Consider the following 13,645-nt stretch of genomic DNA (forward strand, 5'->3'; position numbering starts at 1 on the left):
GCGTACCGCACCCGGGTACGCGGGCCTCCGGCCCGCATAGATGGTACGTACCGCGCCTGAAATCATCTTTTTTCGTCGTTCCTACCGAGTAGAGCGGGATGAAGCGCCTATCTGACATATCCTGTCGCGGAAAAAGATGGATCGGGGCGCAGCACTGCTATGCCCGTCTATCAGGATGCGCTCGTGAGGACAAGGAGTCCATCGTGTTCCATCCATCGACAGATTTCATCTGTCGAACCGTGAGCCGATTATGCGGAATGCGCGTGCAATCCACACCCCTATTGCTGGAACGACTCACATCACCCGAGGGAACGCAGAGCACAGACAGAACGTTCGCTTAGCTCATTTGGTGGGCAAGCCGTTACATAGACGAAACCATCTTCTATGTATTATCAAGGTGCTTGCGGTAACGGTGAGATCAATAACGGCTCAAGCTGCCCACGTTTCCAGAGGCCAATGACTTCAGTGTAGCCGTAGCGCACCGCACCACTGACTTGTAATCGAGCAAGCGCAGCCTGATCCCGATCACCATTCCGTAGTTTGATTTGGTACGCATTGGCAGCCGGTACACCACCGGGTCCGATCAGATCGACCAGCAAACTGGTACTGCTGGAAACAAGCAGGGCAGCTCGCGTTGTGACAACCTGACCTTCGTAGCGGTTATCGGCCAACAACTGTTTCAGCTCGACTTCAACCAGATTGAACGGCTGTAACGATGGCGTTTCAATGGTATAAAGCCACGCTCCGCCCGGCCCATAGTTACCGGCAGATCGCCAGACACCCTGTGCAATCACCAGCCCATATTGCACGCCGTCTACCTCACGGATAACCAGTTCAGGCGGTGGATCGAGACCACCAAGCCATACCTGCTGCGCTGGCGGATCGAGTGGCAGCGGTCGCTCTGCACTAACACTTATATGACTGACGAGCCGTGCTCCCTGTTCATCGCGGTAGAAGAAGGCAACCATCGGTTGGGAATAAGCCGGCGGACCCGGCAGAAGCTCGGCCAGCAACGGTAGGGATGGTGTCGATGAACAGGCACTAACCCAGAGCAGACTGATAAAAAGAGCGAACAAGTGTTTTCGTTTCATACTGTGCATTGTACCATAATTCGGCTCTTTAACACTCAAAAGCTCGCATGACAGCTCCCCGACAGGTGCATGATAGGTTTTGACAGTTGTTGTTAACCGCCTTCGCACTATTGTCGTGGTATCGTATATTGCGGATACGAAAAATGTCTGGTGCAAGTATGAAGGAGGAGTCCTCTTATGGGGACCAAAAATTCTCGCTTACAAGGATTTTATCAACTCAATCCCTTCGAGCGATTACAGATGGTTAAGTCCTTTGATGGATTGGTAGATGAAGATTTACGCGCCTTGCACGGCGGTCAGGGTGGTGCACTCACCATTGAGCGCGCCGATAAGATGATTGAGAATGTCGTTGGTACGTATAACCTGCCTCTTGGCATTGCGACCAACTTCCGTATTAATGGCCGCGACTATCTGATACCAATGGTGGTCGAAGAACCATCAATCGTGGCCGGGGCCAGTTACGCTGCACGTATGGTACGCGATGGTGGGGGATTTGAGACGAGTAGCACCGAGCCGCTGATGATCGGCCAGGTTCAGTTGGTTCATATTAGTGATCCCGATCAGGCTCGCCAGACCATCCTGTCGCGTAAAGAAGAGATACTCGCGCTGGCAAATGCTCAAAGCCGATCACTAGTCAGTCTCGGTGGTGGCGCTCGCGATGTCGAGGTGCGCTTCTTCCCAACTAGCCCCATGGGGCCAATGCTGGTCGTTCACTTGATTGTCGATTGCCGCGACGCAATGGGGGCGAACGCGGTGAATACCATGGCCGAGGCAGTTGCACCGCTGCTGGCCGAAATGACTGGAGGTCGCGTATACCTGCGCATCCTCTCGAACTTGACCGACCGCCGGTTGGCTCGTGCTCGTTGTGTGGTACCGGCGGCCTCACTGGCCCGTGACGGTCTCAGTGGCGAGGAGGTCGTTGAAGGTATCCTCTGGGCTTATGCCTTTGCCGTCGTTGATCCCTATCGGGCAGCGACGCACAACAAGGGCATTATGAACGGGATCGATCCAGTGCTGGTCGCTACCGGTAACGACTGGCGAGCGGTTGAGGCGGGCGCTCATGCTTACGCTAGTCGCAATGGTCGCTATACCTCCCTCTCACACTGGGAACGCGATGAACAGGGGAACCTGGTCGGTACCTTGGAAATGCCACTGGCAGTCGGTATTGTCGGTGGGGCGACAAAGGTTCATCCTACGGCACAGGCTGCATTGAAACTCCTTGGTGTACGCAGTGCCAGCGAACTGGCAGAAGTCTGTGTAGCGGCGGGGTTGGCCAATAATCTGGCTGCGATGCGAGCACTGGCCTGCGAAGGTATCCAGCAGGGGCACATGAGTTTACATGCCCGTCAGATTGCGCTGGCCGCTGGCGCCAGTGGCACGCTGGTCGATGAAGTTGCCCGGCGTATGGTTGCCGAACGCAATATCAAGCTGACTCGCGCCGAAGAGATTATCGCCGAGCTTGAAGGACGGCGCGTCGGCGATCCCACCCGTAACTAATCCGATGACTCTGGCGGCCTGTATATGAATTTCAGCAGGCCGCCATTCATCTGAAGGGCGCAATGCCGCGCTGTTCACCCTGAATTGTCAGCAATCAGATATTGTGAGTCGGTTGCGATACATGTTCGTCGCTGCGCGGCGAGCACTTCTATTCTGTTGCCTTGAATATCAGCACGGAGCATCTCTCATGATGAAACCACAACAGCCGGTTGGCATTATTGGGTATGGGACATACATCCCACGCTACCGGATTGCGGCTCGTGAAATAGCTCGAATCTGGACGGACGGACAAAGCGGTACGCCTGTTGAAGCCAAAAGTGTACCCGGCCCTGACGAAGATACAATTACGATGTCTATCGAAGCAGCGCGAAATGCGCTTGCCCGCGCTTCCATTCCGGCTTCAGCACTGGGTGCTGTGTGGATCGGAAGCGAAAGCCATCCGTACAGCGTTAAACCATCGGGCACAGTCGTCGCCGATGCGCTGGGGGCAGGTCCGTGGGTAAGCGCTGCCGACTGGGAATTTGCCTGTAAGGCCGGTTCCGAGGCATTAACTGCCGCAATGGCATTGGTAGGCAGTGGAATGCAACGTTATGCACTGGCAATCGGCGCCGATACCGCGCAGGGTCGTCCCGGTGATGCCCTGGAGTATACTGCTTCTGCTGGCGCCGCTGCCCTGATCGTTGGCCCGGCGGAAGAGGCATTGGCAACCGTCGATGCCACGATCTCGTATGTCACCGATACTCCCGACTTCTACCGACGCGCTGATCGTCCGTACCCAGTGCACGGCAATCGCTTCACCGGTGAACCGGCCTACTTCCACCAGATTCAATCAGCAGCCGGTGAATTACTGCGGCAACTGGGGCGCACGGCTGCCGATTTCACCTATGCTGTTTTTCACCAGCCCAACGCCAAGTTTCCTCAAGCAGTTGCTAAACGACTCGGTTTTACCGATCGGCAAGTAGCGCCCGGGTTGCTCAGTCCACAGATCGGCAATACCTATTCGGGGGCAGCTCTCATAGGTCTCTGTGCAATCCTCGATATCGCCCAACCAGGTGATACGATCTTTATGACGACTTATGGCAGTGGCGCCGGTTCCGATGCCTATGCCCTAACCGTTACCGAGGCAGTTCTGGAACGCCGCGAACGAGCACCACTTACAGCTACATATCTGAAGCGGGCAGTGATGATTGATTACGCTATCTACGCCAAATGGCGTGGCAAGCTGGTGATGGGATAAGACAAGAGGTCTATTATGTCAAATGTCTATATTGCAGGGATGGGCGCAACCGCCGTTGGTGAGCATTATCAGCGCAGTTTGGCCGATCTGGCGAGCGAAGCAGCGCGTACTGCACTGATGAACGTCCCAAGTATTGCTCCGCATCACATTGGCGCCCTCTACGTTGGTAGTGCCTTCAGCGAGGAGTTGTACGGGCAGAGTCAACTCGGCGCCTATCTGGCAAGCATGCTGGGCCTATCGCCTTCAATCCCGGCGCTGCGCGTTGAAGCCGCCGGTGCGAGCGGTGCACTGGCGCTGTATCAGGCGGTCCAGGCAGTACAACACGGGTTACCGGTCGCGTTGGTGATCGGGGTTGAGAAGGTTACCGATCACCTTGAAGACGAAATCGAAGCGGCCCAAGCAATGGCAACCGATAGCAACGAAGAGGCATTGCACGGCGTAACGCTGACGGCGCAGTGGGCCATGCTTATGCGTCGCTATATGTACGAATACGGCTACTCTGCTGATGCCTTTGCCCCCTTCCCGATCAACGCTCATGCCAACGGCGCGAAGAATCCGCTGGCACTGTATCGCTTTCCGATAGATGCCAGTAAATACCGAAAGGCGGCCCAGATTGCCTCGCCGATCAATATGCTCGATTGTAGTACGCTGGCCGATGGCGCTGCTGCATTATTGATTGTGAACGAGAATCTGGCCCGTGAACTTGATGGGGTGCGAATCCGCATTGCCGGTGCAGCAGTTGCGACCGACCATCCAGCCTTGCACCGGCGACGGAATCCACTCGATCTGAGTGCAGCCCGCGCCAGCGCCCATATTGCACTTGGCCGCGCTCATTTAGGTGTCGGTGATGTTGATGTGTGGGAATTGACTGACCCTCATGGAATAGCGGCAACTCTGGCTCTTGAGGCAATCGGCTGTTACGAAACCGGTACTGCTCCGCGTCATGCTGCCGAGGGGGCGATTACCCCAGGCGGAAAGACACCGATTGCGACGGCAGGTGGTTACAAAGCACGTGGCGATGTCGGTGGCGCAACCGGTATCTATCAGGTAATCGAGATTGCCCAACAACTTCGTGGTCAGGCCGGTGCTACTCAGGTGACCAACGCTCGTGTTGGGTTCGCACAATCGCTCGGAGGTATTGGTACAACGGCAGTTAGCCATGTCCTGATTCGCGAATCATGAGCCATCCTCTTCACAATATTCGTTGCGTGGGTACAATATGGCTGCTTCCGCTATTTGCAACACAGGAGCATACCCCATGATTCAAGAGATGATTAACGGTAGCGTTGCAGTTCTTACCAATCCGTCGGTACAAACGTTCGAGCGGCACGAGCGGGATAATCTTGGTTGGGCATTGATCTATGCGGCCATTGCCAGTGTTATCAATGGGATTATTTCGGCTATCACATCCCCTTTTCGGATGGGGGAACTTCGAGCGCAACTTGAGGCTCAAGGGTTATCCCCAGACGCGATCGAGACAGCCATCGCTCAGCAATCTAATCCGATCTTTGTTGTCTTCGGAGGGGTTTTCGGCACAATTATCGGCTCATTAGTGATTTGGGGGTTCATTTACTTGCTAGGTCGGGCCTTTGGTGGTACTGGCAGCTTTGGCGAATTGGCCTGGGGTATCTCCCTCTTCTCGTCACCGTTATCTGTGGCCCAATTTATTGTATCTTCTATCCCACTTCTGGGCTGGATCCTTTCACTAGCCTTGGTCATTTACGGGATTTATCTCAATTATTTGGCAATCCAGTCTGGGATGAACCTGCCATCGCAGAAGGCGCTCTATATTTCGATCATCCTGCTGGTCATTGGTCTCTTCTTCTGGTGTATCGCGATTGGCCTTGCTGCTACTCTCGCGATCTTTGCAGGAGGTTTTGCACCATGAAAATAGCGCGACACTGGCGGGATCGTGTGCCCCGCTATCGTCTTGAAGGACAACGTCATCGCCACACTGGTGAGGTGCGCTTTCCGCCTCAGCCACCAGCCCTTGATGAAGACCCCAACGATTGGGAGCCGTATCAATTGAGTGGACGGGGTGAAATCTATAGCTTTAGCGTACTACGACAGACACCAGAAGGCTTTGCCAGCTTTGGGGTCTATCCGGTGGCACTGGTGCGGTTAGAAGAAGGCCCGCTGGTGACCGCACAGCTCACTGATTGCGACGAATCAGAACTCACAATTGGTATGCCGGTTGAGATGGTCACACGACGGTTAATGGATACCGGTGAGGATGGCGTCTTAGTGTACGGTTATAAGTTTCGGCCCAGGCTATCGTGAGGAGAATGATTTTTTCCAGGCGTGTGGGTCGCTGATTGGTACGATGGCATGCAGGGTTTACACCTGATACCCGCCTGTGGCACGAAAAGAAGGAGGGGCGAGACGCTGTCTCGCCCTGTGCGGTGTCATAACCCAACATGTGTTCCCGTCGGCATCAGGCTAGTCGTCAATCGTGTTTCTTCCATCGACAGGGTTCATCCGTCGTGGACGCGATGACGAGATATTCGGATAGGTACTAAGCATCACCGAAAACCGGAAACCTTGAAAACTTCGAGGGCACGGTATCCCGTGCCCCTACGATTTGCACCCTCCAGAGAACGACCGGTGCGCTCACTGGCCGAATACTGTCGGATATCCAGCAGCTTTCCATGCTCGTATACCACCGGCAACGTTAATTGCCTCGTAGCCGCGTGACCTTAGCAGATCGCACGCCGCAGCACTACGATTCCCCGACCGGCAGATACAGACAATTGGCTTATCGGTAGGTAGTTCATTCAAGCGCTGTTCAAGCTCTTGCAAGGGAATAAGTGTTGATTGTGCAACCCGTCCATCTTGCAAGAATTCGGCGGGAGTCCGCACATCAAGCAGCAAGAAGTTCTCGTTTTGATCAAGCATGTTCTTCAACTGAGCCACAGTTATCTCTTTTGATGTGGACGTTGTATTAGAGATGGTTGTCGTTGCCCCACACGCAGTTAAGATGGCAAGCACAACCAGCACAGCGAATTTGAAAGCGTGTTGCACCGTGATACACCCTCCCCAATTAATCGTTACATCCCAGGGCCAGCATTGCGGCGTGCGTCGTCATATGGATATGATCGTAACCGATTTTATTGATTAGCTCCGACTGTTTGAGCCGATCCATCACCGGCCCCTTGATGTCGGCCAGATGAAATTCAACCCCAGCATCACGTAGTTCATCGATAAGATGTTCAAGAGTGTGGAGGGCACTCGAGTCAATGAAGTTGATAGCTGAACCGATCAATACCAGATGTTTCACCTCCGGTCGTTCGGCAACGATCTGCAATAGCGCACTCTCAAGATAGCGCGTGTTAGCAAAGTAGAGACTTTCATCAACCCGTACTGCCACAACGTGTGGCCAGGTCTTGACCTGATGACGTTCAACGTTGCGGTATACCTCGCTATTGCCAAGGCGCCCGACAATCGCAATGTGCGGACGACTGGTTCGCCACAGATAGAGGATTAATGCCGAGGCAACACCGACAAAGATACCGTTTTCGATACCCAGGGTGAGTACACCCAGAAAGGTGATAAGCCAGGTAAACGCATCGCCGCGATTAGTACGCCAGATGCGCTGCGGTTCTTGCAGATCTACCAGGCCGATAACGGCCACAATAACTGTCGCCGCCAGCACAGCTTGCGGTAGGTAGTAAAAGATCGGTGTGAAAAAGAGCAAAATCACCGCGATCCCAAGGGCTGTTACCAGTGACGCCAGACCAGTGATCGCGCCGGCCTGGGCATTAACGACCGAGCGAGCAAAGCCACCGGTAACCGGATAGCCACTGAAGAAGCTGGCCGTCATGTTCGCTGCACCCAGGGCAACTAACTCCTGATCGGGATCGATAGCTTGTCGTCGTTTACTGGCCAGGGCCTTCGCCACAGCAATCGACTCGACGACGCTCACCAGGACAATTGTCAGTGCGGTTGGTAAGAGCGCCTGCATGTCGGCCATTCCGAACGGCGGTACACTTATCGGCGAAATACCGGGCGGAATTGCACCCACCACAGCAACACGGGCAGTCTGATCGAGCTGCAATCCTTGTACAACCAGAATACCCAAAATGACGGTTAAGAGTGGTGCACCACTGACGATTAGTGTCACTGCCAATGGTGGCAAGCCGATGCGGCGCAAGAGCAAGCGCAAGCCCTGCCGGAAGAAGACGAGCAGGCCGATACTCGCCAGCCCGATGGTGAACGTGACCAGATTTGTCTGGCTTAAGCCAGCGATAGCCTGTATGATGGTTTCGTGCAGATGTTCACCGCCAATGCGGTAACCGAGAATATATTTCAACTGACCAACCGCAATGATCAGCGCCGAAGCACTGGTAAAAGCCGTCAGGACTGGATGCGAGATAAAGTTCAGAATCGCGCCTAACCGCAGTATACCCAACGTCAGTTTTATTACACCGACCATGAAGGCCAGTAAGAGCACTAGTTGCAGATACCGCTCGCTCCCCGGATCGGCAAGCGTACTTACCCCGTTAAACACCAGTAATGAGGTAATAGCCACCGGCCCTACGGAAAGCTGTCCGGAAGTACCAAGCAAGGCATATACAACGAGCGGTGCAACTGAGGCGTAGAGGCCGATCTGGGGAGGCAGACCGGCCAACTGGGCATATGCCATGCTCTGCGGGATGAGCATAATGGCTGTCACAATACCTGCCACAACATCGCTTGGCAGATGTTCACGACGGTAATGGCGCAGCCAGTTAAGAAATGGAAGGTATCGATAAATTGCCGCTAACAGCGCAGCCTGCACGCCAGGCTGCCGAGCTGAAACGGGTGTCATAACACTCCCCTACCTCTGCTGCGGATCGAACCGTTCAAAGAAATCGCTTGCGCAAAAATCAAATGTCTCGATAGCATCATCATCGTAACCGGCGGCACGTAATTCGGCCTCGGCCTGCTCACGGCTCCAACCTTGCTGCACCATTCGGTAGAGCATCCAGATCAGGCCTACCCGAGTAGCGCTTCGACAGTGGAACACAAGTTTACCGGTTGCCGGATCTTCGACAATACGTGCAAACTCGGCGAGATGTTCAGGTTCGAGTTCGTAAGCTGGCCAGGGAGCGTGTATATAACGGAGTCCCACTGCACGGGCTGCTACCGCCTGAACGGCTGCCCGTTCGGGGTCGCTCCGAATATTGAGAACCGTCTGATACCCGGCTTCAACGAAGCGTTGCCAGTCTGCTGGCTGTGGCTGTGCTGCTAGTAAAACGCGGTCGGTGACCGCATAACTGCGCAACGGTGCAACTTCGGTTTGCTGTTGGAGAGCGTTGCAAGTAGTCTGGTGTTGCATAACGGTGTCCATATCCTATCGTTTAACGTTTCTAGCAGATCGACCATACGAAGGCGAGATGACAATCCTGCGTGCCCCAAAAGCACTCACACTGGTGCACATCTTACGCCTGGCGATTGACCGGATAACCAGCGCGTTGCCACGCAATCATTCCACCCACAACGTTGGTAACATTGGTAAAGCCATAGCGTTGGAGCATTTCACAGGCCACCTGACTGCGATTTCCTGAACGACAGATACAGACAATCGGCTGGTCTTTCGGAAGTTCGTTTAACCGCGTTGCCAGTACCGGCAACGGCAGCAAACGCGCTCCGGCGACATGACCATCGTAAGCAAATTCCTCTGGCTGACGCACGTCAACCAGCACCATCGGAGTACGTGCATCCAGTTGCGTTTTCAATTCTTGCACCGTCATCGTTGCAACTTGATGCGGTTGTGCTTCTCGCAGATGACGAAATAGTTGGCGAAACATAATCACTATCCTTTCACAATAAACGACGGCGCGCTCATTGAGCGGTGATCGCGCCGTCGTCGATCAATAATCGCAGTTCAGTTTACCTATTTTTAGATAAACAGCGTTACTTTAGCACGGGCAGCGTCACCAAGGAAGGTAGCAACACCACCGGTCTCCAGACCATCTACCAGCTCTTCATCTTTGATACCGAGCAGTTCACGCGACATATCGCACACGACCATCCGCACCCCTAGCTCACGGGCCATTGCGAAGAGTTCTTCCGGCGACGCTACGTCGTGCTTCTTCATCAGATTCCGGATGATCTGTGCACCAACACCGAAGAAATTCATCTGCGACAGACCAAGCTCACCCAGTTTGCCGGGAAGCATCGCGGTGAAGCCCTGTTCGAGAATGTTCTTGCCACTGAAGACCTTCTGTTTCTTTACTGCACTGATCCCCCAGAAGGTGAAGAACATACTTACTTCCAGGCCCATCGAAGCAGCACCGGTCGCGATAATAAATGCGGCAATGGCCTTATCGAGATCGCCGGAAAAGACTACCATCGCCAGCCGATCTTCGATCCCCTGAGCCGGTGATTGCTCAAGTGCCGCCACCCGCTGTTCAAGCTCTGCAATGCGGGCCAGCAGCGCCTGTGTATCAATCACTTCTGTGGTTGGAGTTGACATGGGTTTCCTTCCTACGCTGAAATCTTCCTAATCAGGCCGTGCGCCGCAGGTAGTGAACGTACAGCTCCTGTCCATTCTCTTGCACAGTCTCTTGCGCAATCAGTTCGACATTTTTAGCAGTCTTGGCCCATCCTTGAAAATCGGCCACCGACCCACGATCCGTCGAGATGACCTGCAAGACCTGCCCTACCGGTAATTCAGCGATTGCCTTTCGGCTCTTGACCAGTGGCATCGGGCACTTGGCCCCCTTTACGTCGAGTGTCTGATCGAAATGTGGCATAATGTTTCGCCTCCCTATGAATTGCTGGCGGTGGTAATGCACCTACTGCCGCTACTGCTTCTTATTGTATAACGTCTACCCGGCCAATGCACAAATATTCTTGCCTAGCTCAAGCTCGCTGGCCTTGCCTTCACACGGCTCAACCAGACCGATGTTCACCCGCTTGATCTCAACATATTCGGGCGGGAACACCGGCAGATGGCTCAACACGAAGGTAGTGAACTCTTCGAGCGAGCGCGGTCGCAGACTATCGTTCTGAGCGCGTACCTGTGCAAACGGTGCCGCAAAGATACCATTCCCGGCATCCTCTTCAAGCGAGCTAAAGTGGGCTGGCAAGATGACCGTATCGTCGGTTAAATGACGTGGCAGCCACTCGAACATACTGCGGTAGAGGATTGGCGTCCAAGCCTCGCCTTTACCACCAAGATCGGGGCGTCCGAACGAACGCAAGAAGATACCGTCACCGGTAAAGAGATAGCGCCCACCATCCGGTGTTTCAGCCAGGAAATTGACTTGACCAAGTGTATGACCAGGATACCAGATTGTTGTGATACGCACCTGGCCAATCTGGAACACCTGTCCATCCCGCAGCGGTTCGTAGGCAATCACCGCAGGTAACATATCGATTGGGTGAATGGCGTCGTAAGGATGGATATAGTACGGTGCACCAGTCTCTTTTGCCAGCGCTGGCCCGCCGCTGATGTGATCGGCGTGAACGTGCGTATCGAGGATAAGTGTGAGCTTCGCCCCAGCATGATCAATCAGCTCGCGGTATACATTGATATGGCGCAGCGGATCGATTAGCACCGCTTGCTCACCGCTAATGATAGCAAAACTCAGATCGCCACGAGCAGGACGGGCAATTTGTACAATCCGCCCCCACTCTTTGCTAACCACGTCACGAACATCGTAGTAGTTACCCCAGCCAATCATCCCTTCACTGAGCGACACCGCACGATAGCCGTGATTGTTCAGGACTTCGGCTACGTACTGTGAGGCGCCACCTTTAGCACAGACTACAACCACTTCTGTAACATCTTTCGGCATCCGGGCCAGTGCCGCCTCTTCATCCTCGATAAAGTCGAAGTACGGGAGATTAAGCGTGCGCAGGGTCGCATGACCTTCAATCGGCATTCGCTTAAATTCCTCTTCATTGCGCACATCAAGGATGAAGAATGGTTGTGCGCTCAGAAGACGGGCATACAGTTCGCGTGGTGAGATTTCAGTAGCTGTTGATTGATTTTGTGTCAACGTCATTGCTTGTAACCCCTTCATTTTTTGTGAACTGACTCACATTTTTCCTACAGCCGTAGCATACTGCGCGAACGTTAGAGTTATGCGAGGGTTTTGTTAGGATTTGGTAAGGATAGTCGTAGAGAGACCAGGCAATGGCAGCAACAGTACCTGGGAACGCCAGAGCAGTGTTCCGTTCGTAAAAGATCACCACCCAGGCCAACGGAAGAACAGATACGTCTGAAGATGATCCGTCGTGTGGACGATCCACGACCGATAAAACAACGCTACGATAGAGCCGTTATGGTTGCATTCGTTCAACAAAGGCAGGAATTCTCGCTATGTCTTCACCATCGGAAGCGATACTGGCTCGCTATGCCCAACGCAACTTCTGGTTAAACGTCCTCGATGGCAGTGCATTTACATTTGGGATCAGTCTGGTTTCGCGCTTTACAGTACTACCGTTAATCGTCGAGCGACTGACGGATGCCCGCTGGGTACAAGGACTCATCCCGGCAATCTTTTTTGCTGGCTGGTTATTGCCGGGGTTGTTTACAGCGCCCTTCATTGCAGCACAGCCACGACGGAAACCGTGGGTGTTACTAGCAACAATCGGTGAGCGGTTACCGTTCCTGGTACTGGGGATCGTTCTGCTGACACTTCCTGACCTGCCAGCAAGTATTTTGCTGGTTATCGTCTTGAGTTTATATGCCATCTTTGCAACCTGTGCCGGTTTAACATCTATCGCCTGGCAAGATTTGATAGCCCGCATCATACCAGCCCAACGTTGGGGGCTATTCTTTGGACTACAGGCTGGCTTAGGCGGTCTGTTTGGCATTGGCGGTGGGGTACTAGCAGCAACCATTCTGTCCCAGCAACCATTTCCGCAGAGTGCCGGCATCCTCGCCCTTATCTGCTTTGCAGCGATGGTGATTTCGTATATCTTTCTCGCCTTGACGGTAGAACCGGCGCAGGCGCCAATTCCTGCCCGTCCATTTCATGTCTTCTTACGGGGCCTCATACCGTTACTACACCGTGATGTTGCATTTCGTCGTTACCTTTTTTGTCGTGCAGCAATTGCATTCGGCTTAACAGGGCATAGTTTTCTGACGGCGGCTGCACTTGAGCGGTTTCAGTTGCCAGCCGCCGATATTGGGTTATTCACCAGTGTTATGCTGGCAGCGCAGGCAGTTGGAAATATCGGTCTGGGTGCGTTGGCCGACCGCTGGGGACACAAGCAAGTGCTGATACTATCGGCAGGTATGGGTATGATAGCCCTACTACTGGCATTGATCGCACCAACAAGCATTTGGTTTTTCTTCGTCTTTGCTCTGGTTGGAGCAGCCCAGGCTGGTTATCAACTTTCCGGTTTTACGCTTGTCTTTGCGTTCAGCCCACCAGCAGAACGAACAACCTATATCGGGGTTGCAAATCTGGCATTGGCGCCAGTAGCAGCTATCGGGCCGATGTTCGTTGGTCTGTTGGCAACTTTTGCAGGTTATCACACTATGTTTGTTTTGCTGGCACTGGTAGGCATGGCTGGTATTGGAATGCTCCAGTGGCAGGTAACCGTACCGCTTCAGGTTAAACAAACGCCGTCGGCATGATGAATGACGTTACGTCTGCACCAAAACGTTAATGCCCGGTCGTGTCTGATACGCCGATGAATGTCATGCCTCGCTATGCCGTTTTCACGTCCGCTTGTCGCATCGGCGCGCCATGTGGAGGAGGGTTGGGAATCGCCCCCTATTCTCCCTGACGATACGGTGACAGGCATCCCTCGCTTCAAGGTGAAGAAGAGAGGGTTCGTGCTTCCTACGACAAGGCATCGTCTTGCCCCACTACTCAAC

14 protein-coding genes are annotated in these 13,645 nt (G+C 53.8%); 6 read left to right on the forward strand and 8 right to left on the reverse strand.

Going from position 1 to position 13,645, the window contains the following annotated elements; genetic code table 11:
- Positions 1-392: 392 nt before the first annotated feature.
- Positions 393-1,091, reverse strand: a complete 699-nt coding sequence (locus JE47_RS0116715; RefSeq protein WP_236631274.1) for a hypothetical protein — start codon at positions 1,089-1,091, stop codon at positions 393-395.
- A 177-nt stretch (positions 1,092-1,268) separates the two neighbouring features.
- Here JE47_RS0116715 and JE47_RS0116720 point away from each other — a divergent pair, with 177 nt between their 5' ends.
- The 5 genes from JE47_RS0116720 (at position 1,269) to JE47_RS0116740 (ending at position 6,105) form a co-directional block, all read left to right on the forward strand.
- On the forward strand, positions 1,269-2,588 hold the full coding sequence (locus JE47_RS0116720) for a hydroxymethylglutaryl-CoA reductase, degradative (RefSeq protein ID WP_031460853.1): 1,320 nt from the start codon (positions 1,269-1,271) through the stop codon (positions 2,586-2,588).
- A 187-nt stretch (positions 2,589-2,775) separates the two neighbouring features.
- Complete coding sequence (locus JE47_RS0116725; protein ID WP_031460854.1) at positions 2,776-3,825, forward strand: hydroxymethylglutaryl-CoA synthase; 1,050 nt, start codon at positions 2,776-2,778, stop codon at positions 3,823-3,825.
- 15 nt (positions 3,826-3,840) lie between these two features.
- On the forward strand, positions 3,841-5,007 hold the full coding sequence (locus tag JE47_RS0116730) for a thiolase C-terminal domain-containing protein (RefSeq protein WP_031460855.1): 1,167 nt from the start codon (positions 3,841-3,843) through the stop codon (positions 5,005-5,007).
- Between the two features lie 76 nt (positions 5,008-5,083).
- Complete coding sequence (locus tag JE47_RS0116735; protein WP_031460856.1) at positions 5,084-5,713, forward strand: YIP1 family protein; 630 nt, start codon at positions 5,084-5,086, stop codon at positions 5,711-5,713.
- Positions 5,710-6,105: a Zn-ribbon domain-containing OB-fold protein gene (locus JE47_RS0116740; protein WP_031460857.1), complete on the forward strand. Its 396-nt coding sequence runs from the start codon at positions 5,710-5,712 to the stop codon at positions 6,103-6,105. The genes JE47_RS0116735 and JE47_RS0116740 overlap by 4 nt, the downstream gene beginning before the upstream one ends.
- A gap of 330 nt (positions 6,106-6,435) precedes the next feature.
- Here JE47_RS0116740 and JE47_RS0116745 read toward each other — a convergent pair whose 3' ends face one another.
- From JE47_RS0116745 to JE47_RS0116775, 7 genes are all read right to left on the reverse strand, one after another.
- Complete coding sequence (locus JE47_RS0116745; RefSeq protein WP_236631275.1) at positions 6,436-6,738, reverse strand: rhodanese-like domain-containing protein; 303 nt, start codon at positions 6,736-6,738, stop codon at positions 6,436-6,438.
- A 127-nt stretch (positions 6,739-6,865) separates the two neighbouring features.
- Positions 6,866-8,632 carry a SulP family inorganic anion transporter gene (locus tag JE47_RS0116750; RefSeq protein WP_031460859.1) on the reverse strand — a complete coding sequence of 589 codons (1,767 nt, stop codon included), beginning with the start codon at positions 8,630-8,632 and terminating at the stop codon, positions 6,866-6,868.
- A 9-nt stretch (positions 8,633-8,641) separates the two neighbouring features.
- Positions 8,642-9,142 carry a protein tyrosine phosphatase family protein gene (locus JE47_RS0116755; RefSeq protein WP_031460860.1) on the reverse strand — a complete coding sequence of 167 codons (501 nt, stop codon included), beginning with the start codon at positions 9,140-9,142 and terminating at the stop codon, positions 8,642-8,644.
- A 103-nt stretch (positions 9,143-9,245) separates the two neighbouring features.
- Positions 9,246-9,614: a rhodanese-like domain-containing protein gene (locus JE47_RS0116760; protein ID WP_031460861.1), complete on the reverse strand. Its 369-nt coding sequence runs from the start codon at positions 9,612-9,614 to the stop codon at positions 9,246-9,248.
- A 92-nt stretch (positions 9,615-9,706) separates the two neighbouring features.
- Positions 9,707-10,282, reverse strand: coding sequence for a DsrE/DsrF/DrsH-like family protein (locus JE47_RS0116765; RefSeq protein ID WP_031460862.1), 576 nt, complete (start codon positions 10,280-10,282; stop codon positions 9,707-9,709).
- A gap of 31 nt (positions 10,283-10,313) precedes the next feature.
- Positions 10,314-10,562 carry a sulfurtransferase TusA family protein gene (locus JE47_RS0116770; RefSeq protein ID WP_031460863.1) on the reverse strand — a complete coding sequence of 83 codons (249 nt, stop codon included), beginning with the start codon at positions 10,560-10,562 and terminating at the stop codon, positions 10,314-10,316.
- A gap of 75 nt (positions 10,563-10,637) precedes the next feature.
- The gene (locus JE47_RS0116775) at positions 10,638-11,819 is read right to left on the reverse strand and encodes an MBL fold metallo-hydrolase (RefSeq protein WP_031460864.1); all 1,182 of its coding nucleotides are present in this window, start codon (positions 11,817-11,819) and stop codon (positions 10,638-10,640) included.
- Between the two features lie 317 nt (positions 11,820-12,136).
- Between JE47_RS0116775 and JE47_RS0116780 the strand changes: the two genes are divergently transcribed.
- On the forward strand, positions 12,137-13,402 hold the full coding sequence (locus JE47_RS0116780; protein ID WP_031460865.1) for an MFS transporter: 1,266 nt from the start codon (positions 12,137-12,139) through the stop codon (positions 13,400-13,402).
- Positions 13,403-13,645: the final 243 nt, after the last annotated feature.

Source organism: Chloroflexus sp. MS-G (assembly GCF_000735195.1).
Classification (GTDB): domain Bacteria; phylum Chloroflexota; class Chloroflexia; order Chloroflexales; family Chloroflexaceae; genus Chloroflexus.